Raw genomic sequence first — 25,189 nt, 5'->3', positions numbered from 1 at the left:
GTCGACGGAGCGCTAGGGGCGGAACTGCTGGTCGTCTTCAAGAAGCTGATCGAAAACCCGATGGGCATGCTGGTCTAGCCTCGATCTCCGCGCCGCTTTACCTGCTGCCCGCCCACCCGCATTTCATCCCGACTGAGCCTTACCCAAGGCCACCGCGAATGAGGATCGTGGAACGGTGGTTCCACGGTTTCCTGCTCGCGACTGTTGGCGTTGCCGCGCTTCTCGTCCGAGAAGGCGGCCCTGATTTGATCTTGATCCAAGCGTCGGCGCGCGGTGTCATCCACCAGTCATATGCGCCGTGCAGGAGGAGGCGACGGGGAACCGGCCAGGGCCGGACCGGTCGAATAAGACAGGACAGGAGGTCTCATGAAGACGCTATTCATCAAGCTGCTGGCCAGCCAGCTGACGCTCGCGGCAACTTTGTTTGCCGGCGCGGCAAGTGCCGAAACACTGACGCTCTACACATCCCAGCCGGAAGCCGACGCGGCCAAGACCGTGGACGCCTTCAAGAAGGCGCAGCCCGGCATCGACGTCACCATCTATCGCTCCGGAACCAGCGACATCCTGACCAAGATGGCGGCCGAGTTCGCCGCAGGCAGCCCGCAGCCCGACGTACTGCTGATCGCCGACGCGGTCTCAATGGAATTGTTGAAGAAGGACGACCGGCTGATGGCCTATCCCGAGGCCAAGCTCGACGGCATTGACGCGGATGCCTATGACGCCGGCAAGACCTATTTCGGCAGCAAGCTGATCACCACCGGCATCGTCTACAACACCGCCGCCGCCGAAAAGCCGCAGCATTGGGCGGACCTCGCCAAGCCTGCCTATGCCGATGGCGTGGTCATGCCGAGCCCGCTCTATTCAGGTGCCGCCGCCTACCTGCTTTCGGGCTTCGCCGGCGATACCAACTATGGCTGGGATTTCTTCCAGAAGCTGAAGACCAACAACACCGTCAGCGTGCGCGGCAATGGCGCGGTGCTGAAGTCGGTGGCATCGGGCGAGAAGCCGTATGGCATCCTGGTCGATTTCATGGCGATGAACGCCAAGAAGAAGGGCTCGCCGGTTGAGTTCGTGTTCCCCAGCGAAGGCGTGCCTGCGGTGACCGAGCCGGTCGCCATCATGAAAACTGCCAAGAACGTCGATGGCGCCAAGAAGTTCGTCGATTTCATTCTGTCCGATCAAGGCCAGAAGCTGGCGCTGTCCATGGGCTACCTGCCGGCACGCGCCTCGGTCGGCCGTCCCGACTGGCTGCCGGAAGGCGTGAAGGTCAAGGTGATGCCGTTCGATACCAAGGCGATCGTCGCCAAGACCGACGCCGACAAAGCAAAGTTCTCGGAACTGTTCGGCGGCTGAGCCGACAGTCAGGGCGAGATGCCGTCTCGACGGCATCTCGCCAGTTCCGGCGAAACGTGATCGTATCGATCGACCGATCCCAGGAAATCAATCATGTCGGCACGAATCAGGGAAAGCCGGGGCCAGGAAATGGTCCTGACGGCGGTGGTGGCCGTCGTCATCGTCCTGCTTTCGCTGCTGCCCATGCTGTGCCTCATCAAGGAGATCGTGGCACCCGGCGGCGTCTTGTCGACCGTGGCCGTGGAGGCCGGGCTGAGAAGTCCGGCCACCTGGATCGCTACCTGGCACACGCTGGTCGTCGGCATTGGCGGCACTCTACTGGCGGTGCTGTCGGGAACGCTGGTGGCCGTGCTCGTCTCGCTGACCGATATGCGTGGCCGAAGCGCCCTGGTGCTCTGCTACGTCATGCCGCTGATGATCGCGCCGCAGGTGACGGCGCTGGCCTGGCTGCAATTGTTCGGCCCGGCGAGTCCGTTCCTGAAGCTGTTCGGCGCTGCGCCGCCGCTCGGCACGAAGAACCCGCTCTATTCGACCTCGGGCATCATCCTGCTGCTTGGCGTCCAATACGGCCCGCTGGTCTTCCTGCTGGTGCGTGCGGGCCTGCGCAAGCTGCCGCGCGAACTGGTCGAGGCCGCACGTGCCGGCGGTGCGAACTGGTTCACCGTACTGGTAACCATCGTGCTGCCCTTGATGACGCCCTCGATCATGACGGCGGCCGCACTTGCCTTCGTTTCCTGCGTCGGCAATTTCGGCATTCCGGCCTTTCTCGGCATTCCCGCCAACTACCTGGTGCTGCCGACGCTCATCTATCAGAAGCTGGCCGGCGGCGGTCCGGCGGTGCTCGGCGAGACCGCGTTCCTGTCCGTGCTGATCGGCATCATCGCCATGGCCGGCATCCTCGCCCAGGAGGTGACAAGCCGCCGCCGCGACTACCGCATCTCTTCGACATCGCTGCCGGCCGAACCCTACGAACTCGGCCGTTGGCGGCAAATCGTCCAGGCCGGCATGTGGCTGCTCATCATGCTGGTGCTGGTCCTGCCGCTGTTCGGGCTGGTTCTGACCTCGCTGGTGCCGGGCTACGGCATCGCACTCACCGCCAAGACGGCGACGCTCGACAATTACCGTTTCGTGCTGTTCGAGCATGATGCCGCCAATCGCGCCTTCTTCAACAGTTTCTGGCTGTCGATCGCTGCCGCTTTCTTCGCTGTTATCGTTGCCGTGCCGGTTGGCTATCTCATCGCCTGGGGCAAGCAGCGTTGGGTGCGGCTGCTCAATTTGTCGGTCGAACTGCCCTATGCCTTGCCCGGCGTGGTGCTGGCGATCGCTTCGCTGCTGTTGTTCCTGCGGCCGATCCCGCTGACCGGCATCCAGCTCTACAACACCGTCTGGATCATCCTCTATGCCTATCTCGCCCGCTTCCTTGTGCTGGCGCTGCGGCCGACCATCAGCGGCTATCACCAGATCGACCGGGCGCTGGAAGAGGCCGCACAGGTGGCGGGCGCCGGCCTGTTCACGCGCATGCGCACCATCGTCTTTCCACTGGTCGCACCGGCGGCGATTGCAGGCGGCCTCTTGATCTTCATGACGGCGCTCAGCGAACTCACCGTCTCGGCGCTGCTGTGGTCGTCGGGCTCGGAGACCATCGGCGTTGTCATGTTCTCCTTCGAGCAGGGCGGCGATTCCAACTACGCGGCGGCGATGTCCGTCATCACCGTCGCGGTCACCTTCATGCTGATGCTGGTGACAAACCTGCTTGCCCCTCATCTTCCGAGCGGAGTTCTGCCATGGCGCGACTGACCTTGGACCATGTGACCAAGAGCTTCGCCGATTTCGACGCGGTCAAGGACGTCTCGATCGATGTCGGCGACGGCGAGTTTCTGGCGGTGCTCGGGCCTTCCGGCTGCGGCAAGACGACGTTGCTACGGCTCGTGGCGGGATTCGAGAAAGTGACCTCTGGCGAAATCCGCATCGGCGGCGATGTCGTTTCGAACAGCGGCGGCAGCGTCGCGCCGGAAAAGCGGCGCGTCGGCATCGTCTTCCAGAACTACGCGCTGTGGCCGCACATGAGCGTCGCCGAGAATATCGGCTATTCGCTGAAGGTGGCCAGGCTCGACAAGGCGGTTGCGCGTCAAAAGGTGGAAGACGCGCTTGCCCTGGTCAATTTGCAGGGCCTGGGTGAGCGCCGGCCCGCGAATCTTTCCGGCGGCCAGCGCCAGCGCGTGGCCCTGGCGCGTTGCCTTGTCGCCGCGCCGTCGCTGGTGCTGTTCGACGAGCCGCTCGCCAATCTCGACGTCCATCTGAGGGCCTCGATGGAGGACGAGTTCGCCGCCTTCCACAAGCGCACGGGCACGACGATCGTCTACATCACCCACGATCAGGCCGAGGCGATGGCGCTGGCCGACCGCATCGCTGTGATGGACCATGGGCGCCTGGCGCAGCTCGCGACGCCACGCGAGCTCTACCATGAGCCGGCAAACGAAATGGTCGCTTCCTTTATTTCGCAAGGCATCCTGCTTCCGGCGGACGTGCTGACTGGCGAGGAAGGCGGCCATTGCAAGGTCCGGGTTCTCGGGAGGGAGCTGGTGGTCCGTTGCCGGCCTGGCGAGCGGCCGCGCGCCGCCGCCAGACTCTGCTGCCGCTCCGCCGATATCGAGATTTCTGCCGATGCCTCGGGCTTCGACGGTCTCGTCAAGCGGGCGGTCTACCAGGGCGGCGCGGCGCGCATCGAATTCGTGCCGGCCGCCGGTCCCGACCTCACCTTGCATTTCGAACAGCCCGATCCAGTTGTGCTGGAGAGCGGGGCGCAGGCGCGCCTGCGCATAAAATCCGGCTGGCTGATCCCGGCGACGGGGACGGCTCGTGATGATGCTGGATAGGCTCGGCGGCTTCGGCGAGAAGGGCCGCACCAGCCGTGAGCAGCGGCAATGATCGTATCCTGCTCGATGTCGCACCAACACACCTCAGTAGCGCTGCCTCGTGCGCAATCAATGAGATCACCAAGCTGTCAGCGGCAAAATAGCCCCAATTCGGCGCCTGTGCTTGAAGCCGCCGCGATTTCATTCCACATCGGTCAGGATGAAGGACGAGACAGGAGAGCGGCGTCGGAATTTGCTGTGGGGTATCCCCGCATCGCTGATCCTGCATGCGCTTGTCGTGGCACTCCTGGTCTATGGCATACCCACGCCACCCCAACAGCCGCAGGAGGAGCAGCCGGTCAATGTCGCGCTCGTGCCGCCGCCCGAGCAGCCAAAACCGAAACCCGTGCCGCCACCAAAGGAACCCAAAGCCGAAAAGCCGCCGGAACCCAAAGCCGAAAAGCCCCCAGAACCCAAGGTTGAAAAGCCGCCGGAGGAGCCGCGTAAGCCATTGGACGCTCCGGTTCTGAAGCGCGTTTTTCAGTATGGCGACAAGGATACCGGGCCGAAGAAATCCCTCGATGGAAGCGGTGCCCAAGACAATGCGCCGTCGCCGTCCAAGGATGACACTTCGAAGCCTCCCGCCGTGCCCAAGCCCGCAGAGACCCCATCTTCGGCACCCGCGGACTCCAAGCTGGCACAGAACGAGGAAAAGCCGGCGACCCAGGACACGGACAAACAGCAGGCAGACGAACGGGAGGCGGCAGCACAAACCGCCGAAAAGCCCGCAGCCGCGGCGCCAACGCCGTTGGCGGCCGATGCCGGCGGTAAACCCGAGCCACCGACCCCGGCCGAAAAGGCAAAGCCCAAACCCGCAAAGCCGATGAAGTTCAGATCCGCCAAGACCTTGAAGCCGCGAAGCGGGAGCGGAGAGACATCAAATCCCGCGAACACTGCCGCTGGGGGATCGCCGATCTATTCCGGTCTTCCGGGTGTTCGAAAGCTCTACTCGCAGGGCGCAACCGGCGATGCGCTGGCCGCAAGCTCCATGACCGGCGTGCCTCGCGATCAGCGTGTTGCCAACCTTTGCGCCAACGTGTTGGACCAGGAATTACAGAATGCGGACTATACTCCCAAATGGTTGCCAACCATTCCGCTGAAGGTGGGCAATGTTCTTAGCCCTCCGCAGGCCGCCTTCAGCACGATGACCACATGGTACCGGCTGAGTTTCCGGTGCGAGGTCGATACCGACGCGACGAGGGTGTTGTCGTTCAACTTCCGTGTCGGAGCTCAAATCCCACGCAGCGAATGGCCGCGGCCTCTCTAGTCTCAGCCTAGGCCGGCACGCCGAGCCCCGACAATTGCCGGCTAACTTCATTCCAGTCGGCGCAGATGAAATCGGCGCCGGCCGCCGTCAACCGTGCGGCATGCTCCGCATAAGTATGTCCGCCACCGGTATAGCCGATCGCCGTCATGCCGGCGGCAACCGCGCCCTGGATGCCGAAAGGCGAATCCTCGATGACGATGCAGTTGGCCGGGTTGGCGCCCATCCTGGCGGCGGCGAGCAGGAAAATATCGGGCGCAGGCTTGCCGTTCTTGACCATCGAGGAGCTGTAGATCGCATCGCCGAAGAACCGCGCCAGCCCGGTCACCGCCAGGCTGTGGTGTATGCGCTCGACGGACGATGACGAGGCAACGCAGCGATCGCCTGCAAGCATTTCCAGAAACGAGCCTATTCCAGGCGTTGGCTTCAACTCTTCGGTAAAAAGTACTTTTGTTTCCGCCCAGATATCGCCGTCGGCCGCCGCGGGAAACTGATGGCCGGTCAATTCCTTGATCCTGACGATGATGTCGGCCTGTTTCATGCCGACGCACTGGGCGATGATGCCGCCGTGGACGCCAGGCATGCCATGCTTGTCGTAGACACGCTCATAGGCCTTCGCGGCCAAGGGCTCGCTGTCGACGAGAACGCCGTCGCAATCGAAAATAATCAGTCTTGACGGCGCCACGCGTTTCTCCCGGCCTCTGTCAGAATCCGCACATCGCTATCGATAAAAAGTCAAATGTTCAATAGCGGGGAACGCGGCATTAGTGGCCAATTCAAAGCTGGCGTAAGGCATCGCTGGCGCGGGAGGATCCGAGCGCCCGTTGCATGGCCTGCCGCGACTGTGCGCGGTCGGGCGTGATCCAATTCGGTTCCGCGCCGAGGAAGCGATCGAGGAAAGCCACGGCATAGGCCGGCATTTCGGTGACGTTCTCGCGATAGGACCACCAGGTGCGCAGGTCGTCGGCGCATTTGTCGATACTGGGCGCCGAGCCGAACTCCTGCTCGTAGATGGCCGAAATCACCGAGACGCAGTAATTGGTGTAGAGAAAGCCTTCCGGCCAGAAGCGGATGATGTCCAGCGTGCCGGCATTCTGGTCCGTTTCGATGAGCTGGGTAAGGCCGGATATCTCCCTGGCCGGTGCCTGTTTTATCAGTTCGCGCAGCACGAGACCGGCGGCAAAGACGATGAAGTCGGCGCGGTCGATCGCGGCAAAGCGCTTCTGCGCTTCCATGACCTCGACCCAGTCGAGAAAAGCCCGGGTCAGCTTCGCCTCGTCGATTTCGAAGCGTACGCCGAATGTGTCCGAAACCACCTTGGCACTGCCGCGGAAGGTGGCGCGGAACCAGCGCAACTGCCGCAGCCGGTGGCGCAGGTCGGGCATGAGGGCCAGTTCATCCCTGAAGGGCAGTTCCATTTCCTGTATCCCGTTTCCCCACAGGCTAGCACAGTCGTGCCCTCGCCGAAATCGCGCGGCGGCCCTGTGGATGACCATGGTTGAGGGCAATATCATACATATTGACATTCGCGGAAACAAATGTTCTCACTTTGCTGTTGTCGCGCGCCGGTCCAAGGTGCGCTTCAATTGAGGCTTCGGGAGGAGAAACCGAATGGCGATTTGGCAGTGGGGACTGCTTCTGCTGGTTATTGTGTGGGCGCTGCAGTCGCTCGGCGTCTGGCTGCAGATGCGGCACTATTCGGATGTCTTCCGGGGCGTCACCGATCAGTACAAGGACGGCTTCGTCGGCGCCGGCAATTTTCGCGGCCGATTTGCCAAGGGAACCATCGCGCTGGTCGTGGTGACGCCTGACCTGATCGTGCGCCGCATGATGGTGATGAGCGGCCGTTCCGTGTTCACCAAATTCAAGCGACATGAAGAATTCGAGGGTGTTCCCCTCGATCGACTCCGGTCCAACCCTGCGATCATGGGGGAGGGGGAACCCGGTGTGGCCGAGGCCGTGAAGCGGGCGATCGAACAGATCGACAAAGCACGGTCGGAGCCGGGGAAGAAGCCGGGCCTGGCCGGCTTGAACGTAGCAAGGGCATAGAGGAGGCCGTGCGCCGACCGGGATAAACCGGCGGGCCGGCATAAGGAGGAGAAATGTCTGTATTTTCGTTGTTGGCGCAGCATGCCGACATGGCCGTGCACAATTTGCATGTCGCGGGTGCCATGGTTTCGGATGCCGCATTGCATGGCAAGCTCGCCGTCGAGCATGCTTCCGATCATCTCGTGGTCCTGGCACAGGCGCAGACCGACAGCGCGCCGGTCACCGCCGATCAGCTGAAGGAACAGCTGAAAAACGTGCAGCAGGAAGAGCAGCTTGGCTGGCTCACTGCCATCGGCAAGTACTTCATCGGCATCTTCCAGAAGGGTGGCGAGGTTTTTGCCGGCTTTGTCACCGGCATCATCCCGACACTTGTCGTGCTGATGACCGCGTTCTACGCCGTCACCGAACTGGTCGGCGAAGAGCGTGTCCACGGCCTGGCGCGTGGTGCTGGCCGGATCGCGCTGACCCGCTATACGGTGCTGCCGGTGCTGGCGGTGTTCTTCCTCACCAATCCGATGGCCTACACCTTCGGCACGTTTTTGGAAGAAAAGCACAAACCCGCCTTCTACGACGCGGCCGTGTCCTACGTGCATCCGCCGCTCGGCCTCTTCCCGCACATCAACCCTGGCGAATATTTCGTCTGGGGTGGCATGCTCGTGGCCTTGCTCGATCTTGAGAAGCGGGGCGTCATCGCCCCTGGCTATCACGTCAAGGTGGCGATCTGGTACGCGATCGTCGGTCTCGTCGTCATCCTGCTCAAGGGCATGCTGACCGAGCGCATCACCGCCATCATGGCACGCCGCCAGGGCGTCGAGCTGTAAGGGCGGGGAGGACATCATGGCCAAGACATACAAAGCCGTAAAAATCTCCCGGGGCTCCGCCGGCTGGGGCGGCCCGCTCGTCATCGAGCCGACCGCGCAGCGCGACAAGGTCGTCTCCGTCACCGGTGGCGGCATCCATCCCGTGGCCCAACTCATCGCCGACATGACCGGCGCCACAGCCGTGGACGGCTTCAAGGCGCCGCCGGTGGAAGGCGAGATGGCGGTTGTCGTCGTCGATTGCGGCGGCACCGCAAGATGCGGCGTCTATCCGCGCAAGCGTATCCCGACCGTCAACCTGACGCCGGTCGGCCAGGCTGGGCCGCTCGCCCAGTTCATCACCGAGGACATCTACGTTTCGGGCGTGAAGCCGGCCAACGTCACAATGGCGGACGGATCCGAAGCGGTCACCACTGCGGGGGGAGCAGCATCGATGAGTTCAAACACCAGCACTCCAGCCGCTGCGCCAAAGCCGCTGCCGAGCGAAGGCGGGCTGATCGGCCTGATCAGCTCGATCGGCCGCGTCATGGGCCGTGTGGTCGGCATCTTCTTCAATGCCGGTCGCCGCACGATCGACCAGGTGGTGCGCAACGTGCTGCCGTTCATGGCCTTCGTGACCATGCTCATCGGCCTCATCCTGTACACCGGCATCGGCGACGTGCTGGCGCAGCCGATGGGTCCGCTGGCCAACAACATCGTCGGCCTGCTGGTCATCTCGGCGATCTGCGGCCTGCCGTTCCTGTCGCCGATCCTGGGGCCAGGCGCTGTCATCGCGCAGGTCATCGGCGTTGCCATCATCGGCCCGCAGATCGCCAACGGCACGATCTCGCCGGCAATGGCGCTGCCGGCGCTGTTTGCCTACAACACCCAGGTCGGCTGCGACTTCGTTCCGGTCGGCCTGGCGCTCGGCGAGGCCAAGCCGAAAACCATCGAAATCGGCGTGCCGGCGGTTCTCATCAGCCGCCAGATCATGGGCCCGGTCTCGGTGCTGATTGCCTGGGTCTTCTCCCTGATCGTGTTCTAAACACCGGAAATAACGAGGTTCGCCATATGTCGGTTCTTCTCAAGACACGGGTCACGGCAATAGGACCCGAAGTGGCGGACCTCGCCGAAGGGGGCGTGGTCATCCTGTTCGCGGATGGCTCGCCGCCGGAGCTTGCCGAGGTGTCCGTGCTCCACAAGACGGAGATCGGACCCAGCGACGGCGCGCCTGAAAAGGGCGCGTCGATCACCCTTGGTCCGGTTATCGCCACCATAACCGCCGTCGGTGCCAGCGCCTGGAGCAAGGTCCTCGAGATGGGCCACGTCGTCATCTCGTTCAACGGCGCCATCGAGGCCGAAAGGCCGGGCGAGATCTGCGCATCGCAGGTCGATACGCAAGCCCTCGTGGCCGCGCTGAAGACAGACGCGATCATCACCATCGCCGCCTGAAAGCATTCGCGCCCCGGCCAGTCTGGCTTTGGTGCCCAAAAAAGCAGAGTATTTGCCATGGAACGCTCGACCATCGTCAGAGTGCATGAAGGTTTGCACGCCCGTCCCGCCACGCGCTTCGTCAAGCTCGCCAAGGGTTTCGAATCCGACGTCGAACTGGTCAAGGACGGCAAGGCGGTCAGCGCCAAGAGCTCCGTCAAGCTTATGCTGCTGGCGGTCAAGGAAAACCAGGAAGTCACCGTGCGGGCGAACGGCGCCGATGCCATCGAGGCGATCGAGGCACTGATCGGCTATCTCGAGAACCCCAAGGCGGGTCTCGACGACGAAGAAGCGCACGCCCCGGCGAATGACGCAGGCAAGGAAGCGGCGCCCGCGCCCCAATCCGCGCCGGCTGCATCAGGCGACGCAAGCAGTGGTTTGCGTGGTGTCGCCGCAAGCGAGGGCGTCGCCATCGGACCCGCCTTCGCGCATTTCCCGCCTGACCTCGCCGGACAGGGCCGCATGTTGCAGCCAGAAGAAATCGCCGGCGAGATCGACAGATTCCGCGCCGCCGTCGGCGCTGTCCAGGCGCGCATGGATCGGGCGCTGGCGCAGGATAGTCTGTCGGCGGGAGACCGCGGCATCGTCGCGGCACTTCGCGATATCGCAGCCGACGACAGCCTGACCGGCGAGGCCGAGAAGGCGATCAAGGGCGGCAATGACGCGGTCTCGGCCACGATCACCGCCGCTTCCACCATCGCCGCCGATTTCAGCGCCGTCGACGATCATTATCTCAACGCACGGGCGGACGATGTCCACGCGGTCGGACGGCAGATTTGCCTGGTGCTGCTGGGCCAAGACGACGTCAGCCTCGAAAATATCCCGCAGGGTGCGATCCTGATCGCCGATGACATCGGTGCCTGGGATCTGGCGCGTGCGCCCCTGAAACGCATCGGCGGCGTGGTGTGCGGCCACGGCGGCGCCACTTCGCACATCGCCATCATCGCCCGCTCGCATGGCATTCCGGCGGTGCTGGGCCTTGGCGACCGGATCGATGCCTTGCGCACGGCGAACGAGGTGGCGCTCGACGGCAACAGCGGACAGGTGATCATCGACCCCGATGCAGCGACGCGCGCCGATTTCGCCGGCCGTGTCGAAGCGGCGGCGAAGGAGCGTGCCGGCCTGACCGCCTTCAAGACAGTGACGCCGAAGCTGGCGGACGGGAGGGTCATCGAGGTCGCTGCCAATATCGGGTCGCTGGAGGAGATCGAGGCGGCGCAGGAAGCCGGGGCCATGGGTGTCGGCCTGTTCCGCACCGAGCTCCTGTTCATGCGCCACATGCACCTTCCTTCGGAAGACATGCAGGCCGAAACCTATGCGGCGCTGGCCAAGGCGTTTGCGCCCTATCCGGTCATCGTGCGCACGCTCGACATCGGCGGCGACAAGCCGATTGCCGGCATCGAGTTTCCCGACGAGGAAAATCCATTCCTCGGCTGGCGCGGCATCCGCATGTGCCTCGACCGGCCCGATATCTTCAAGCGTCAACTCAGGGCGCTGCTGCGGGCCGCCGTGCACGGCAACATCAAGGTGATGCTGCCGATGGTCTCCGATCTTGGCGAGGTGCGGCAGACGCGCGTTCTTGTCGATGAATGCGCCGCCGAACTCAAGGCCGAGGGCGTGCCGCACGCGACGTTCGATCTCGGCGTGATGATCGAGACCCCGGCCGCCGTGCTGATCGCGCCGGCACTGGCCAAGGAGGTGGCCTTCTTCTCGATCGGCACCAACGACCTGACCCAGTACATCATGGCCGCCGACAGGCTCAACCCGACCGTTGCGAAGCTCAACGACGTCACCAATCCGGCCGTCATGTCGGCGATCGAGCTGACGGCCAGGGCCGGCGTCGCCGCCGGCATCATGGTGGGCATGTGCGGCGAGGCGGCGGGCCGGCCGGATCTCATTCCGGCCTTCCTGGAGATGGGTCTCACCGAGCTGTCGATGAGCCCGGCCTCGATCCAGCGCGCCAAGAAGACGATCACGGCGATGGCGGCCGGGAAGTAGCCCTGCGCAGCCGCACTGTCTTATGGAACGCGCTGGAGCCCTTAAGGCAAATGCGCAAGCAAGGTGGCGAAGACAGGTGTCAATTCATCGACCGGGTTCGCCTTGGCACAGGCCTGGACGATGCGCTCGCGGCGGATATCGGCGGCCAGGATCGCGATTTCCAGCATGTCGGGCTCCGGCGCGCCGTCGCGGCCGGTTGTCGCCAGGCCGCAAGCCAGGACGACCGGCGCAAGGCAGCTTACGTCGAGCACCCGGCCGCCAGGGGCAGTCGTTTCCGGCGTTGCTTCGCCAAAGCGGACCGGACGCTGGTCGAGGCACTCGACCAGCAACGCCGAACACGTCGCCGCGATCGCCTGCAGTCCAGCACCAGGCGCGGCCAGCGCGGCCAACAGTTCGCCATGGCGCTTGCGCATGGCCGCGTGGGCCGCGGCGAACCCAGCTTCATGGATGCGGGCATGGTCGATCTTCAGCCCGGCAAGCACCGCCTTGGTCAGATAGTACATGTCGCGGCGGAACAGGCGCTCGGCGCTCAATTGCCGTTCTTCGTCTCCGGCCGGAAAATAGGTGCCGAGACCTTTGACGGTCGTTCCATCGACCCTTATCGGGCGTTCATGCGGAACGAAGGATTCGGCGATCGATAGCGCTTCGTCGACGGCACTCGCGGCATGGCTGAGCAGGCCTTCGATGCCTTTGCCCGGAAACGGCGGCAGATGGCTGGTCGCTTCGTGCAGCAGGCTGGCCTCGCTGGCGCCGTCATGACGGCTCTGGCGGATGATGTCGCGGAGTTCCCGCAGCCGGTCCTTGAGGTTGACGCGGACGTCCTCGGATATTTGTCGCAGCATCGCGGTTTGCCTCGAAAGTGCCGTGCGGGGCCAGCTGCATGGGCCGGCCACCGACTCTACATTGTTCCTATCGATTGGTAGATCAATAGGCGATACTAGACCAGCATGCAGAATCGGCGACGGCGCGCGTCCGCCGCCGCGGGGGAGGGATGATTTGGCCAGGGGACGACAAACCGACGAAAGGCGGGCCGACGAAAGGAGGACAGGGGCGGAAGCGACAGAGCAGGTCGTCAGCGAGAGCCGGACAGACCGCCTCAGGATCCGCGCCGCCTGGATGTATTTCGTCGAGCAGATGACGCAGAACGAGATCGCCGATGTGCTCGGTGTCGGCCGCGTCACCATCGTGCGCATGCTGGCGGAGGCGCGGTCGCGCAACGAGGTCAAAATCACCATCGAGAGCGAGCTTTTGGAGATCGTGCGGCTGGAACGCGCGCTCGAAAAGACCTTCGGCCTGCAGCAGGCGCTGGTGGCGCCATTGACCGCGGCCAATGCCGACCCGATCCCGGCGATCGCCGCCAAGACCGGCATGTTCCTGTCCGACGCGATGAAGTCCGGCATGCAGGTCGGCGTCGGCTGGGGCAATACGCTGTTCCACACCTTGCCGTTCATCAGCGCCAAATCGCTGACCGATTTCAAGGTGATTTCGCTGCTTGGCGGCGTCGGCGTCGCGCGCCGGGTCAACCCGGCCGAGTTCGCCTGGCGCTTTGCCCAGATATTCCAGGGCGATGGTTATCTGATGCCGACGCCGGCCGTCGTCGACAGCGTCGAGACCAAGATCGCGCTGATCGAACGCTGCGGCCTGCAGGAGGTTTTTGAAATGGCCGACGCGCTCGATGCCGTTCTGTTGAGCGTCGGCGGCATCGCTTCGGCCACCACTTTCTCGCGCGGCGGCTTCCTCAGGGAAGCGGACCGGGAGGCGCTGCTGGCGCGCGGCGCCGTCGGCGACCTCCTGTTCCATTTCTACGACCGCAATGGCGATCTGGTCGACCATCCCGTCAACAACCATGTGATGTCGGTGGACGTCGACCGGCTGCGCAAGGCGCCGATCCGCATTCTGACCTCCGGCGGCGAAGAGAAGACGGAAGCGCTGCTCGGCGCCATGACGCTCGTCGCGCCGACGATCCTGATCACCGACGAGGAAAGCGCCAGGCGCATGCTCGAGGCGGTCAGCGAAAGCTGAAAGAGCCCATGGTGTAGTCCGGCCAGGCCTTGTGTTCGTCGAAAACAGCGGCAAGGTCAGGCGTGTCGGCCAATATCCCACCCAGCACCAGTGCCGTTGCGATGCCGACACCATTGCCGCCAGCAATATCGTGTTCGACACTGTCGCCGACGCAGACCACATTGCCGCGCTCCGGTTCGCCGGTCAGCGCCAAAGCCGCGTCGAAAATCGCCGGATAGGGTTTGCCGATGCGGGTGACGTTGCCGCCCAGGCTTTCATAGAGATCGGCGATCTCGCCGGCGCCGAAGCGGGGTCCGACCGCCGTCAGCATGATCTTGTCCGGATTGGTGCAAAAGCACGGTACTTGCCGCGCTGCTGCCGGGGCGAGCAGCCGGCGATAATGATCGAGGTCGTGGCGGTCGCCTTCGCTGGCCGAGATCAGCACCAGTTCGGCGTCTTCGCCGGTCTTTGTCAGCGCGAAGGGCAGGCCTTCGATTGCGCTGCGATCGCCGTCGCGGCTGATCAGCAGGCATTTCGTGCCGGACCGCAACATTCCCGCCGCCGCCATCTCGTGGAAACGTCGCCACGCCACCTCGCCGGAGGACACAAAATGGTCCCAGCTACCGGCTAAAAAGCCGAGCTTCAGCAGGCGTTCTTCGTTGGGCCTGGCACGCTTGCCGGAATTGGAAATCAGCACCACCGTCTTGCCGACGTGCTTTAGTGCGGACAAAGCCTCTACCGCCCCGGGATACGGGGCTTGGCCGTCATGCAGCACGCCGAACTGGTCGAGCAGGAAGACTTTGTAGCGTTCCGCCAGCGGTGCGATACCGTCGAGGCGTTCGATCTTTTTCGTATTCATTGAAGCCCTGCCTCGCTTGCGCCCTTCAGCGCCAGCCGTGCCGTACCTGTAGCGGCCTCGTCCGACAATGCCGGTAGGAAAGCGACGTCGAGTTTGCACTGCCGGATCGCGCTCCACGCCGGGTTGGCGGCGCCGCCGCCGACACTTCGGATGGAGGTCAGGGCCGGCGCGCCGAGTTCGGCCAGCCTGCCGTAGCCAAGCGCTTCGATCGCCGCCATGCCCTCGAACATCGCCTTGAGGTAATCGGCATCGTCGGCAGGCCGCGGGGTGAGACGCGGCGGTAGCGCCGGATCGGCGATGGGAAACCGCTCGCCGACGGTGCTGAGCGGATAGTAGTCGAGGCCGGTCTCGGTCGTAGGGTCGATCATGGCGCTGAGTTCGATGATCCGCGCCAGCGGAAAATTCTGGGCCAGCACCTTGCCGCCGGAATTCGATGCGCCGCCCGCCAGCCATACATCGCCGAGCCGATGGCTGTAGATGCCGAAGCGCGGCGCCGAGATCGGCCGGTCGGACAGGATCTTGATGGTCAGCGAGGAACCCAGCGCCGTGACACCGTCGCCGGCCGCTGTGGCGCCCGTCGCCAGGAACGAGGCGCAGCCGTCCGTGGTGCCGGCGACCACGGCCACGCCGCGCGGCAGGCCGAAAAGTTCCGCAGCGGTTGCAGTGAGTGTGCCGATGACATCGCCCGGCTCGACGATATCAGGCAGCAGGTCCATGCGCATGCCGGTGGCCGCGATCCAGTCCGGCCAGCGGCGCGCCTCGACGTCATAGCCGGTCTTGAGCGCATTGTTCTCGTCGCTGACGTCGAAGCGTCCGGACAGGTTGCCGGCGATCCAGTCGGCCTGATGCAGCACGGCTGCTATGCCTGGTAGATGCTGGTACCGGAGCGCCTTGGCGAGGCCGGAAGTCGCCCCGTGGGCGGCGCTTGCTTCCGGCGCCTCGCGGGCGACGATGGCCAGGATGTCGCCATCGTCGACCTTGTCGTTGTACATCAGCGGTTCGGCCAGAGGCCGCCCCTCGATGTCGACTGGCAGCAGCGTGCCCGACGTGCCGTCGACGGCGATGGCGCGGACCGCGGCGCGGTCGATGCCCGAAAGCAGCTCCGCCAGCGCCGCCTGGACCGCTTGCCACCATGCCGAGGGGTCGCGAGGGTTTTGACCGAACTTGTCGAGCCGGACGGCGGACTGGCCGGCAATGGAAAAATCCGGACGCATGGCGACGGCGCGGGCGCCGGAGGTGCCGATGTCGATGCCGACGACAAGTGGCGTCATGCCGTCCGTCCCCTGTCAGGCCGTGCTGGCGGCGTTGAGCTTCTGGCGATACTGCTCGGCGTCCCAGTTGACCAGCTCGTCATTCTCGGCGGCGGTGAGATAGTTCAGCCGTGCCGCAACATCGACGCGCGCGGTCACGTCGGCGAGGCAGCGCTGCATGGCATCGGAGCCGGCGCTGGCGTCGCCGCGCATCAGCACGCCTGCGCCGGGAAACAGGATCGCCACGGGTGCCGCGCCGAGCCGCGCGGTGACGCCGGCCACGTCCTCGCCCGGCCTCGCAACGATCGAGCCCTGGCCAAGGAAGATGACATGGTCCGGATAGAGGCTGCCTGCCTCGGCCATATCTAGGCTTTCCGCGTCGAGCGCGACGGCATGCGCTTCGACATCCGCCGGCAATCGGTAGTCGCCGGCCAGCACCGTCAAGGCGGCGATATCAGGTGCGGCGGTCGCGCGCGGCGGCCGCGCCAACAGCGACCGGACGCGGTGCAGCAAAGCCTCCGCCTCGGCGACGGTTTCGGCGGCGACCACCAGCCCGTGATTGCCGAGGATGAGCACGTCGACCCCAGGCCGCAATTTCTCGGCAATGCCGCGGGCAAGTGGCAGGCCCGGCCGGAAATAGGGCACCCAGGCCCATTCGATGCCGCCCAGCCGCCCGGCGACCTCGGCCTCGCCATCGGCTTGCACGGCAAGCGAAATCGTGTCGACGCAGTGGACATGCAGAACCACGCGTTGCGGCATCAAGGCATGCACCGTGGTCTCGATCGACGGGCGCAGGCCGCGCGGATTGAGCTCTTCGATGGCGAAGGCCTGTGGTTTGTCGGCGGCTGGATCGCGCCGGTCGACGGCTTGGAGCAGCGGCGCCATCGCCACTGGCACCATGATGTCGTCGCTGAGCGCATCCTTCAGCCAAGTGCCCGAGGCCTTGATCCACAGCGTATCGCCGGCCTTGAGCGAGGTGTTGCCGCCCGCCGCCTGCGTCATATGCGGGTTCAGCCCGATGCTGGCCGAAAGCGCCCGCAAGGCGGCCAGTTCCTGTGCATCAGCCTGGGTTGCCACGGCGCCCTCCTCCAACATTTGCACGAAATCCCGTCGCCGGGGCCGGTGTTTGGCGTTGATATCGCAGATATGAGCGATCTACGTCAACAGTGATCTACTACCGTCAAATCAGCTTGCAATCTGACTAATGTTGAGTAAGTTGCACCAATTGCCATGGAAAATGGCCTCAGGAAGGAAAGAGTTGAGCGACCTCGGCCGCCAGCGTCAGATCGTCGAACTGCTGCGGGACCGCCCGTTCGCTTCCGTGCGCGAGCTGCAGGAGCGGCTCGGTGTGTCGGCGGCCACGGTGCGGCGCGACATCGACCGCATCGACGAGGCCGGTGAAGCCCGCAAGGTCTATGGCGGCATCTCGGCACTCGACGGCGCTTCGCATGCGGGCGTCGCCTATGCCCGGCCCTATGACGAGAACCGTGATCTTGCCGTCGAGGCCAAACGGCAGATTGCCGCCATCGCTGCGACCATGGTGCGCGATGGCGACGCGGTCATCGTTCATGGCGGCTCGACCTGCTTCCATCTGGGCGTCAAGCTCGCCGAGCGCAACATTCGGCTCTACACCAATTCGATGCCGCTTGCGGCCTATCTGAGCGACCATGGCCATTGCAGCCTGACGGTTGCCGGCGGCGACCTGCACCGCGAGCCCGGCATCATCTATTCACCGACTCAGGCAACGCCCTTCTATGCCTCGAAATTCTTTCTCGGCACGCAAGGCCTCAATCAGGAAGGGCTGCTGGAATCGCATCCGCTGCTGGTACGCTCCATTGTCGACCTCAGTCTCTGCGCCGATCAGATCGTGGTGCTGGCCGACAGCCGCAAACTGTCGATCCACGCGCGCAATGTCGCGCTGCCGCTGTCGCGCATCGGCACGCTGGTGACCGATGACGGGCTCTCCGATGCCGATGCGCGCATGCTGGAGGATGCCGGCGTGATGGTGCGAATCGCTTCAACCTTTGGAGCCGTCCCGTGAAAATGGCGGTGCTCGACTTCGGCAAGACCAATTCGAAGCTGTTCGTCTTCGGCCAGGACGGACGCATCCTCGACGGGCGCCGCACGCAGCCGAAATGGACGGGTCAGCACGGCTTCAGCGTGCTTGACGAGGCCGAGCTCCACAATTGGGCGGTCGGCGCCTTGGCGATGCGGTCGAAAACCATGACGTCGAAGGGGTGATGATCTCGGGGCATGGTTGCACCTTCGCTCTTGTCGACGACAAGGCGCTGACCCATCCGATCCTCGACTACGAACAGGAGCCGCCGGCCGAAATCGCGGCGCGGATCGACCGCCGCATCCCGGATTTCGCCGAGACCTTCTCGCCGCGTCTGCCGCTCGGCTTCAATTATGGCCGTCACATGCTCTGGCTGCAGGAGGTCGATCCCGACGCGTTCGCGGCGGCGAAATGGATCCTCGGCTATCCCCAATACTGGAGCTGACGCCTTGGCGGCAGGCCAGTCTCGGAGGTCTCTTATCTCGGTTGCCATTCGCATTTGTGGGCGCCGCGCGAACGTGATTTCTCCTCCTTGGTCGACGCCGAAGGCTGGCGCGGCCAGATGCCGGGTTTCGAACGCGCCGGCGCCATCATCGGCGAGCAGCGCTTCGGCAATGCCGAGCGGCCGATCGCCATCCACAACGGCGTCCACGATTCCAATGCGGCGCTGCATGCCTATCGTCGGCAAGGGCGAAAACCTGTCGAAGAAGACCGCCATCTGGCGCAATCTGTGGACCGATACATGGCGCTGGCCAAGCATGCACGCGCCTTCATCGGCCTCGGGCTGGAGACGGCGCACCGCAAGGCTGAACTCGTCTCGGCGCCGCACAAGCCGTAGCACTCCAAGTCGGCGCAGGCAGCGGGCGGGTCCTTCCCTCATGCGCGGCCGCGCCAGTTTCGCATTGCACGGCATTGCTCCCGTCATGTGCATCGGTTATCCGACCTCGAACATATCAAGCAACGGAGCCCGGCATGACGAACAAGTGCATCTTCAAATTCGGCGCAGTCGAGCACGCGGAGGCCGGCGATCTGCCCGGCTGGGTCGTGGTCGAGGGCCATCCGACCATGCAGACCGCCGTCCAGCACACGACGGAAGACGGCAAGGTGATGTCGGGAACCTGGCGGGCGTCGCCCGGCACCTATCATGCCACCTACACCGACTATGAGTTCGTGCACATGATCGCCGGCCGCATCATCATCACGCCCGACGGTGGCACGCCGGTCGAGGTTGGCCCCGGCGACGCCTTCGTGGTGGAAGCCGATTTCAAGGGCACCTGGAAGATCATCGAGCCGGTGACCAAGCATTTTGTCGTCAGGGTCGGCTGAGCCGGCCTGACGGCCGTGGTTATCTCAGTCAGAAGGACCACGGCCGATCGCGCGCTGGCTTTCACCAGGTAATCAACGGGGAACGATGCACCCATGTGTCGTCGCGCAGCTGGTCCAAGACAAAGCTGGCAACGTTTGCGCGCGATATGGTTCCGCCATGGAAGCCCGAGAGATCAGTGAGCGCGCGGATCGTCTCGCGGCTGGGCTTGTCGTTGAGCACGGAGGGGCGGACGAGAACCCAGTCGAGACCGCTGTCCCTGATAATGGCTTCCTGACGGTTCTTGTCGGCGTAGACCTTGCGCAAAAGGAGCGGGAAAACCACGTTGTCGAACAGAAAGCCGCCATGGCCCGCGCTGTCCCCGGCACCGAGGCCCGTGATGGCGACAAGGCGAGAGACTTGTTCGGCCTTCATTGCATTCACGAGCGTCCGCGTTGCGGATGAGAGAAGGGCCACCTCGCGGACTGGGCTAGCGGGAGTACCAAGTGCGCTGATGACGGCGCTCCGGCCTTTGAGCGCTTGCCGTAGGACCTCCTGGTCGCGGGCGTCTCCCACGACGAGCTTTGCCCCCTTAAGGTCGCTCGCCTTTTCGGGAGAGCGCACGAGCACGGTGACATCGTACCCTCGTTCCACCGCCTGGCTAACGATCAGGCGCCCGGTGCCGCCGGTCGCTCCAAGGACCAATATCTTGGGCGGGACATTTCGGATGTTATCGGTTTCGGAATTTTGCATGATAGCTACCTCGGAAGGGGACGCCTCCCAAGAGGCAATCCCAGGTTGATGTTCATGGTAGTGGTCAGAGCCTGCCTTGCGCGAACAACTCGCTGATGTCGCGGGCCGTGAATCCCAGGCCGGACCAGGCTTGCGCATGGGTCAGCTTGCTTTCGCCTTCCGGATTCACCGGTACGGTGGCTGCGATGCGGCAAGCTCAACCGCGAAGGTGCGATAGGAGTGCAGCGGGCGGCCCAGAATCTCTGTCAGGCGCTCGACGTCGCCGGCCTCCGGAAGCATGCCGTCGGTGACATAGCGCTCGGCCATCAGGCGCATCTCGTAGGCCATCCACTTGGGCATGATGTTGGCCAGATTCTGCTCGAATCCGGCAGGATCATCGCCGCCATAGGCAACCGGGCGACCCAGGACGTCTGACCAGATCGCGGCTACATCCGAACCGGTCAGCGTATCGGGGCCGACCAGATTAATGGTTTCGATCGGCAGCTTGCCGGGGGCCTGGTCACGACGGACCAGCTCGACGGCTGCGACCTCGGCTATGTCGCGGGCGTCGACCATGGCGATGCCCTTGGCTCCGATCGGCATCGGATAGACCCCATAGTTGAAGATGACATCCTTGATCATGAGTTCATTGTCGATGAAGTAGGCCGGACGCAGGATGGTGGCGCTGAACCCCATCTGTTCGATCATCCGCTCGGCGCCGGACTTCACCGCGAAATGCGGCACGTTGACGAAGTGGTCGCTATGGATCGCCGACAGATAGACGACCCGCTCGACGCCTGACTCGCGGGCAATGTTCAGGGTGATGAGCGCCTGGGTGAATTCGTCCCCTGAGACCGCGTTGAGCAGGAACAGCGTGCCGACGCCGGCAAACGCTTTGCGCAGGGAGTCGATATCGAGCAGTTCGCCTTCCACGACCTCTACGACGGCCGGAAAGTCGGCCTTCGAGGCGTCGCGAACGAGGGCGCGCACATCGGCGCCGCGCTTGACGAGTTGCTGGACGACTTGGCGGCCGACCCTGCCAGTGGCGCCGGTAACGAGGATAGTCATGATCGTTTTCTCCGAATTGGGTTGCTTGACAACCCGAATATGAGTGGTTCACACATGGACCAATAGATGCGATATTTGGACACAACGTATCGCTGGTGGAACACTTGGATTTGCTTGCCCTGGCCGATTTCGTCGTCGTGGCGCGCCACGGTGGCTTCGGGCGTGCCGCACGCGCTGCTGCGCGCCCGAAGGCGACGCTGTCGCGTCGGGTCGCGGAGCTTGAGGCCAGCCTCGGCCTGCGCCTGTTCGAACGCGGGGCGCGAATGCTCAAGCTGACTGAGGAAGGGCGCGCACTCTACGAGCGTGCGGGCCGGTTACTTACCGAGCTCGACGAGACAGCCGCGGCGATCGCTTCGGGAGGTGAAAGGCCGAGAGGCAGGTTGCGGATCAGTGCACCGCTGGTTTTTTCGCAGACCGCGATGGGAAAGATCGCCGCCGGGTTCGCCCTGAAATATCCGGAAGTGAGGCTCGAGGTCTCGACGGAAGACCGTTCCGTCGACATGATCGAGGAGGGATTTGATCTGGTGATCAGGGTCAACCCGGATCCAGATGATAGCCTGGTCGGACGAGTCTTCCTGCGCGATCGGCTGGTGGTCGTGGCAAGCCCTGACCTTGCCCGGCCGCCCGGACACCGCCCCGCTCCCGCGGTCGTGCGCTCGGCCGGCGATCGACTGACCTGGGCCGTGAAGACGCCCTCCGGTCAGGCAACAATAACGATCGAGCCGGTCCTCGCCCTGTCCTCGCTGATCATGGCGCGGGACGCTGTGCGGGCGGGCGTCGGCGCAGGCCTCCTCCCGGTGTCGCTCGTCAGCCATGATTTAGCCGACGGCTCGCTGGCACATTGGGGTGATGCCGAGGGAGGCGACATTGCCTTATGGACGCTCTACCCGTCCAGGCGGCTGCTAAGCGCTCGGGTGTCCGCGTTTCTCGACTATCTCAAGCAGGCATTCCCTACGGGGACGCCTGACGAATTGGCCGCCTATATCGGCAAATGACGTGTCGGAAGTGGCCGCACCAACCGACGGACGACAGGAAGGATGTCCCGAAAACCCCATGCGTATCCCTCCTGGCGCCGATGGATAGATCGAGCAGGGGCCTTAACCACGCACGCATCACCAGCAAGCGATACAGCGCTCCCTGCCGTCAATCCTAGTCTATCCTCTCCGCCAGCGGCTTCATCAGCACGTCACGTGCCGGTGCCTATTCTTTTCGATCGTGGGGCTGCGAGATGAGGGATATGCGATGAGAAGGTTTAGGTCTGCATTGGCTGCCGGCGCGATTGGCGCGGCCTCGTTAGGCGCATTGTTTACGTCCAGTGCGGTCGCAGCGCCTTACAAGCATGTGCTGCTAGTGAGCGTCGACGGGCTTCATGCCTTGGACCTGGCGAACTACATGGCCGCAAATCCGGCCAGCTCGCTCGCAGCGCTTGCCCATTCCGGGATATTCTATCCCAACGCCCTGACCAGCGCTCCGTCGGATTCCTTTCCTGGCCTCGTGGCGCAAGTGACAGGCGGTACGCCGAAATCGACCGGTGTGTTCTACGACGACAGCTACGACCGCACTTATTTCGCGCCGGGTTCGGACTGCAAGGGAGCGCCGGGCGCCGAGGTGGCATTCGCCGAAAACATCGATGTGGATTCCACGCGTCTCGACGCAGGCGGCAAGCCGGGCGATTTCCGCAGCCAAATCGATCCGGCCAAACTGCCGATGACACTGATTGGAGGCAAATGTTCAGTCGTCTACCCGCACGATTTCGTGCGCGTGAACAACGTCTTCGAGATCGTCAAGGCTCACGGTGGCCGCACCGCCTGGTCCGACAAGCATCCTGCCTATGAATGGCTCAATGGACCTTCGGGCAAAGGCGTCGATGACCTCTATGCTCTCGAGCAGGACAGCCTGATACCCGGCACCAAAGTAAAGACGACCGGCAGTTTCAAGGCGGAGCGCGACTTCGACGAAGCCCGTCTCAAGGCCGTGATCAACGAAATCAAAGGCCTGGACAGCACGGGTTCGCAGCCGGCGCCCGTGCCCGCACTCTTTGGTATGAATTTCCAGGCCGTCAGCGTCGGCCAAAAATTGCCCAAGGCCGGTCCTGGCGACGAGGCCGGCCTTGTCGGCGGCTACAAGGATGCGAGCGGCATGCCCAACAGCGGCCTCGCCAAACAACTCGCTTATGTCGACGGCGCTCTCGGTGAATTGGTTACCGCGCTTAAGGACAACCACCTCGCCGATTCGACCCTGATCATTCTCGCCTCGAAGCATGGCCAGTCTCCGATCGATCCGGCGACCTTCCAGGCGCTCGATGACGATCCGTACACGAAGACGCCTGGCTACGCCTTCCACATCGCCGACGATGCCGCGCTGATCTGGCTGAAGCCCGAGGATCGGGCCAAGAACCTCGGCGCTGCGCAGGACTATCTTGAGAAGTCGAGCAAGGCGGAAGGCATCGCACAGTTACAGCCGCCGAACGTGCTGGCGCTGGCTTACCAGGATCCAGCCACTGACAGCCGTACGCCCGATTTCATCGCCACGGTCAATCCGGGTGTCGTCTACACATCCGGATCCAAGATCGCCGAGCATGGCGGCGCCAACGTGAACGATCGCAACGTCGCTCTAGTGATCAGCAGCCCTTCTATGGCGCAGAAATCTGTCCCGGCGCTGGTTGAGACATCGCAAGTTGCGCCGACCATCCTGCGTGCTCTTGGCTATGATCCGAACGAGCTCCAGGCTGTGAAGATCGAAGGCACGCAGTCGCTGCCCGCCACCCCGTTCTGAAACCTGGGTCTTCTCTTGTCGTCGGCAGCCGCCACTGGGCGGCTGCAATAGGCCAGCCAAGCCGGCTGCGATTGAGTTGGTGCGCGCCAATTGCAGGGCAATCCTGAGAGCGCCAGTCTCCGCTTCGCGGAGAGCCTTACAGCACGTCGCGGCGAATAGGATTCGCCCGACCTGCCGTAAGCTTCTGATTTTATGCATGTCGTTGTCCCGGAACCGAGGACACTTCCGGGCGACATGCTTTTAGGCCCTCTTCGCCAGCAGACATGCATGATCAGTCGCCATTGTGGGTCCCGACGATGCCGGACTGGCCAAGTTTGGTGAATGGCACGAAGGACAAGGTCCCGCCTTGATAGATGTCCGAGCGGGCGACGGTAAAGCTGCCATCGGCGGCTGGTTTCTTGGTGACCTTCAGCACATGCTGGACGCCAGGCGGCCCGACAGGGATGACCATGATGCCGTTCGGCCGCAACTGTTGCAGCAAGGGCGGCGGGATGTGGTCGATGCCGCAGGTGACAATGATCCTGTCGAACGGCGCCTCTTCCTTAAGACCGTAATAGCCGTCACCGGTGTGGGTTGAGATATGCTGGTATTCGGCGTAGCCGTCGGCGATGAGCCCGTCATAGATGCCGCGCGTGCGAGCGGCCAGTGGCTTGATGATCTCGATCGAATACACCTTGTCGGTGAGGTAGGAGAGACAAGCGGACTGGTATCCGGAGCCGGTGCCGATCTCCAGCACCTTGTCACCTGGGCGCACATCAATGGAGTTGGTCATGCGGGCAACGGTGTGCGGTCCGGTGATGGTCACACCATAGCCGATGTCGAGATAGTGCCATTCATACGCGCGCGCGATGTTCGCCTTGGTGACGAAGCGCTCGCGCGGGGTCAGCAGATAGGCGCGCTTGTTGCGGTCGTCCCAGACGTCCTTGTGGACAATCAATTGTTCGAAACGGTCCCAGCGCTGCCCCAGGAAATTGGCAGCCTCACCGCGATTCTTCTGCATCCACTGGATGTAGTCGGCCTTGCTCGTCAGCGGAGGGCCGCCGTCCAGTGCCGGCTGGATCTTGGCGACGCCGCCGGTCGGGAAGACAGCGGAGACCAGCCCTGTGGCGCCATAAAACATCAATTCGCGTCGGCTGAGTGCCATGGCGTTTGACCTTTCCGGAGCGCCGGTCCGTCGGACAATGCCGCACCCCATTCTCCAGTTGCTGCCGCAGGACTCCACCTTTGGATCCGATGCCGTGTCTAGGCCGGCGTGGACATCTCGCGACAGCTCCGACG

Annotated in this window: 23 protein-coding genes and 2 pseudogenes; 15 read left to right on the top strand and 10 right to left on the bottom strand. The window is 63.8% G+C overall.

The genetic code is table 11. From position 1 onward, the window contains the following. Positions 1–366 precede the first annotated feature (366 nt). The 4 genes from C7I87_RS29400 to C7I87_RS29385 all read left to right on the top strand — a co-directional run bounded on the left by C7I87_RS29400 (position 367) and on the right by C7I87_RS29385 (position 5,535). Complete coding sequence (locus C7I87_RS29400; RefSeq protein ID WP_149907513.1) at positions 367–1,353, top strand: ABC transporter substrate-binding protein; 987 nt, start codon at positions 367–369, stop codon at positions 1,351–1,353. 93 nt (positions 1,354–1,446) lie between these two features. Next, positions 1,447–3,150 carry an ABC transporter permease gene (locus C7I87_RS29395; protein WP_149907512.1) on the top strand — a complete coding sequence of 568 codons (1,704 nt, stop codon included), beginning with the start codon at positions 1,447–1,449 and terminating at the stop codon, positions 3,148–3,150. Beyond that, positions 3,138–4,229, top strand: a complete 1,092-nt coding sequence (locus C7I87_RS29390; RefSeq protein ID WP_149907511.1) for an ABC transporter ATP-binding protein — start codon at positions 3,138–3,140, stop codon at positions 4,227–4,229. The genes C7I87_RS29395 and C7I87_RS29390 overlap by 13 nt, the downstream gene beginning before the upstream one ends. A 199-nt stretch (positions 4,230–4,428) precedes the next feature. Further along, positions 4,429–5,535, top strand: a complete 1,107-nt coding sequence (locus C7I87_RS29385; protein ID WP_149907518.1) for a DUF930 domain-containing protein — start codon at positions 4,429–4,431, stop codon at positions 5,533–5,535. Positions 5,536–5,542: 7 nt separating this feature from the next. On the opposite strand, the gene C7I87_RS29380 is transcribed toward C7I87_RS29385, so the two are convergent. Together C7I87_RS29380 and C7I87_RS29375 are read right to left on the bottom strand one after the other, a co-directional pair. Next, positions 5,543–6,217, bottom strand: coding sequence for an HAD family hydrolase (locus C7I87_RS29380; RefSeq protein ID WP_149907510.1), 675 nt, complete (start codon positions 6,215–6,217; stop codon positions 5,543–5,545). A 91-nt stretch (positions 6,218–6,308) separates the two neighbouring features. Beyond that, positions 6,309–6,950, bottom strand: a complete 642-nt coding sequence (locus C7I87_RS29375) for a hypothetical protein (protein ID WP_149907509.1) — start codon at positions 6,948–6,950, stop codon at positions 6,309–6,311. A gap of 193 nt (positions 6,951–7,143) precedes the next feature. Between C7I87_RS29375 and C7I87_RS29370 the strand changes: the two genes are divergently transcribed. Genes C7I87_RS29370 through ptsP form a run of 5 tightly spaced genes read left to right on the top strand, consistent with a single transcriptional unit; the run spans position 7,144 to position 11,867 of the window. After that, positions 7,144–7,581 (top strand): transcriptional regulator GutM, encoded by a 438-nt coding sequence (locus C7I87_RS29370; protein WP_015315467.1) that lies wholly within the window; start codon positions 7,144–7,146, stop codon positions 7,579–7,581. Between the two features lie 53 nt (positions 7,582–7,634). Then, positions 7,635–8,402 (top strand): PTS glucitol/sorbitol transporter subunit IIC, encoded by a 768-nt coding sequence (locus C7I87_RS29365; protein ID WP_149907508.1) that lies wholly within the window; start codon positions 7,635–7,637, stop codon positions 8,400–8,402. 16 nt (positions 8,403–8,418) lie between these two features. Then, positions 8,419–9,423: a PTS glucitol/sorbitol transporter subunit IIB gene (locus C7I87_RS29360; protein WP_149907507.1), complete on the top strand. Its 1,005-nt coding sequence runs from the start codon at positions 8,419–8,421 to the stop codon at positions 9,421–9,423. Positions 9,424–9,449: 26 nt separating this feature from the next. Next, the gene (locus C7I87_RS29355; RefSeq protein WP_149907506.1) at positions 9,450–9,830 is read left to right on the top strand and encodes a PTS glucitol/sorbitol transporter subunit IIA; all 381 of its coding nucleotides are present in this window, start codon (positions 9,450–9,452) and stop codon (positions 9,828–9,830) included. Between the two features lie 57 nt (positions 9,831–9,887). Continuing rightward, positions 9,888–11,867 carry a phosphoenolpyruvate--protein phosphotransferase gene (gene ptsP / locus C7I87_RS29350; RefSeq protein WP_149907505.1) on the top strand — a complete coding sequence of 660 codons (1,980 nt, stop codon included), beginning with the start codon at positions 9,888–9,890 and terminating at the stop codon, positions 11,865–11,867. Between the two features lie 41 nt (positions 11,868–11,908). On the opposite strand, the gene C7I87_RS29345 is transcribed toward ptsP, so the two are convergent. Next, positions 11,909–12,709 carry a hypothetical protein gene (locus C7I87_RS29345; protein WP_149907504.1) on the bottom strand — a complete coding sequence of 267 codons (801 nt, stop codon included), beginning with the start codon at positions 12,707–12,709 and terminating at the stop codon, positions 11,909–11,911. 154 nt (positions 12,710–12,863) lie between these two features. Between C7I87_RS29345 and C7I87_RS29340 the strand changes: the two genes are divergently transcribed. Beyond that, positions 12,864–13,889 (top strand): sugar-binding transcriptional regulator, encoded by a 1,026-nt coding sequence (locus C7I87_RS29340; RefSeq protein ID WP_149907503.1) that lies wholly within the window; start codon positions 12,864–12,866, stop codon positions 13,887–13,889. On the opposite strand, the gene C7I87_RS29335 is transcribed toward C7I87_RS29340, so the two are convergent. Genes C7I87_RS29335 through C7I87_RS29325 form a run of 3 tightly spaced genes read right to left on the bottom strand, consistent with a single transcriptional unit; the run spans position 13,876 to position 17,054 of the window. Further along, positions 13,876–14,727: a TIGR01459 family HAD-type hydrolase gene (locus tag C7I87_RS29335; protein WP_149907502.1), complete on the bottom strand. Its 852-nt coding sequence runs from the start codon at positions 14,725–14,727 to the stop codon at positions 13,876–13,878. The two genes, C7I87_RS29340 and C7I87_RS29335, sit on opposite strands and share 14 nt — an antisense overlap. Then, the gene (locus C7I87_RS29330) at positions 14,724–15,998 is read right to left on the bottom strand and encodes an FGGY-family carbohydrate kinase (protein ID WP_149907501.1); all 1,275 of its coding nucleotides are present in this window, start codon (positions 15,996–15,998) and stop codon (positions 14,724–14,726) included. The genes C7I87_RS29335 and C7I87_RS29330 overlap by 4 nt, the downstream gene beginning before the upstream one ends. A 15-nt stretch (positions 15,999–16,013) precedes the next feature. Continuing rightward, complete coding sequence (locus C7I87_RS29325) at positions 16,014–17,054, bottom strand: class II aldolase/adducin family protein (protein ID WP_149907500.1); 1,041 nt, start codon at positions 17,052–17,054, stop codon at positions 16,014–16,016. A gap of 181 nt (positions 17,055–17,235) precedes the next feature. On the opposite strand from C7I87_RS29325, the gene C7I87_RS29320 reads away from it, so the two are divergent. The 3 genes and pseudogenes from C7I87_RS29320 (at position 17,236) to C7I87_RS29305 (ending at position 19,359) form a co-directional block, all read left to right on the top strand. Then, entirely contained in the window at positions 17,236–18,018 is a 783-nt protein-coding gene (locus C7I87_RS29320) for a DeoR/GlpR family DNA-binding transcription regulator (protein ID WP_149907499.1), read from the top strand. After that, positions 18,015–18,736 (top strand): annotated as a pseudogene (locus tag C7I87_RS29315) (carbohydrate kinase); the annotation flags it as partial. The gene C7I87_RS29320 and the pseudogene C7I87_RS29315, both read left to right, overlap by 4 nt. Positions 18,737–19,005: 269 nt before the next feature. Beyond that, positions 19,006–19,359, top strand: a complete 354-nt coding sequence (locus C7I87_RS29305; protein ID WP_149907498.1) for a cupin domain-containing protein — start codon at positions 19,006–19,008, stop codon at positions 19,357–19,359. A 61-nt stretch (positions 19,360–19,420) separates the two neighbouring features. Here the strand turns inward: C7I87_RS29305 and C7I87_RS29300 are convergent, their stop codons facing one another. From C7I87_RS29300 to C7I87_RS29290, 3 genes and pseudogenes are all read right to left on the bottom strand, one after another. Beyond that, the gene (locus C7I87_RS29300) at positions 19,421–20,089 is read right to left on the bottom strand and encodes an NAD(P)-dependent oxidoreductase (protein ID WP_149907497.1); all 669 of its coding nucleotides are present in this window, start codon (positions 20,087–20,089) and stop codon (positions 19,421–19,423) included. A gap of 97 nt (positions 20,090–20,186) precedes the next feature. Then, positions 20,187–20,276 (bottom strand): annotated as a pseudogene (locus tag C7I87_RS36860) (DUF1857 domain-containing protein); the annotation flags it as partial. Continuing rightward, complete coding sequence (locus C7I87_RS29290; RefSeq protein ID WP_149907496.1) at positions 20,255–21,136, bottom strand: SDR family oxidoreductase; 882 nt, start codon at positions 21,134–21,136, stop codon at positions 20,255–20,257. The pseudogene C7I87_RS36860 and the gene C7I87_RS29290, both read right to left, overlap by 22 nt. 104 nt (positions 21,137–21,240) lie before the next feature. On the opposite strand from C7I87_RS29290, the gene C7I87_RS29285 reads away from it, so the two are divergent. Both C7I87_RS29285 and C7I87_RS29280 read left to right on the top strand, forming a co-directional pair. Continuing rightward, the gene (locus tag C7I87_RS29285) at positions 21,241–22,131 is read left to right on the top strand and encodes a LysR family transcriptional regulator (protein ID WP_149907495.1); all 891 of its coding nucleotides are present in this window, start codon (positions 21,241–21,243) and stop codon (positions 22,129–22,131) included. Between the two features lie 247 nt (positions 22,132–22,378). Further along, complete coding sequence (locus C7I87_RS29280) at positions 22,379–23,911, top strand: alkaline phosphatase family protein (protein ID WP_149907494.1); 1,533 nt, start codon at positions 22,379–22,381, stop codon at positions 23,909–23,911. A 271-nt stretch (positions 23,912–24,182) separates the two neighbouring features. Here C7I87_RS29280 and C7I87_RS29275 read toward each other — a convergent pair whose 3' ends face one another. After that, positions 24,183–25,055: a protein-L-isoaspartate O-methyltransferase family protein gene (locus tag C7I87_RS29275; protein WP_210250669.1), complete on the bottom strand. Its 873-nt coding sequence runs from the start codon at positions 25,053–25,055 to the stop codon at positions 24,183–24,185. Positions 25,056–25,189 lie beyond the last annotated feature (134 nt).

The organism is Mesorhizobium sp. SARCC-RB16n (assembly GCF_008520305.1).
GTDB lineage: Bacteria > Pseudomonadota > Alphaproteobacteria > Rhizobiales > Rhizobiaceae > Mesorhizobium.
This window is presented reverse-complemented; position numbering and strand designations above follow the sequence as displayed.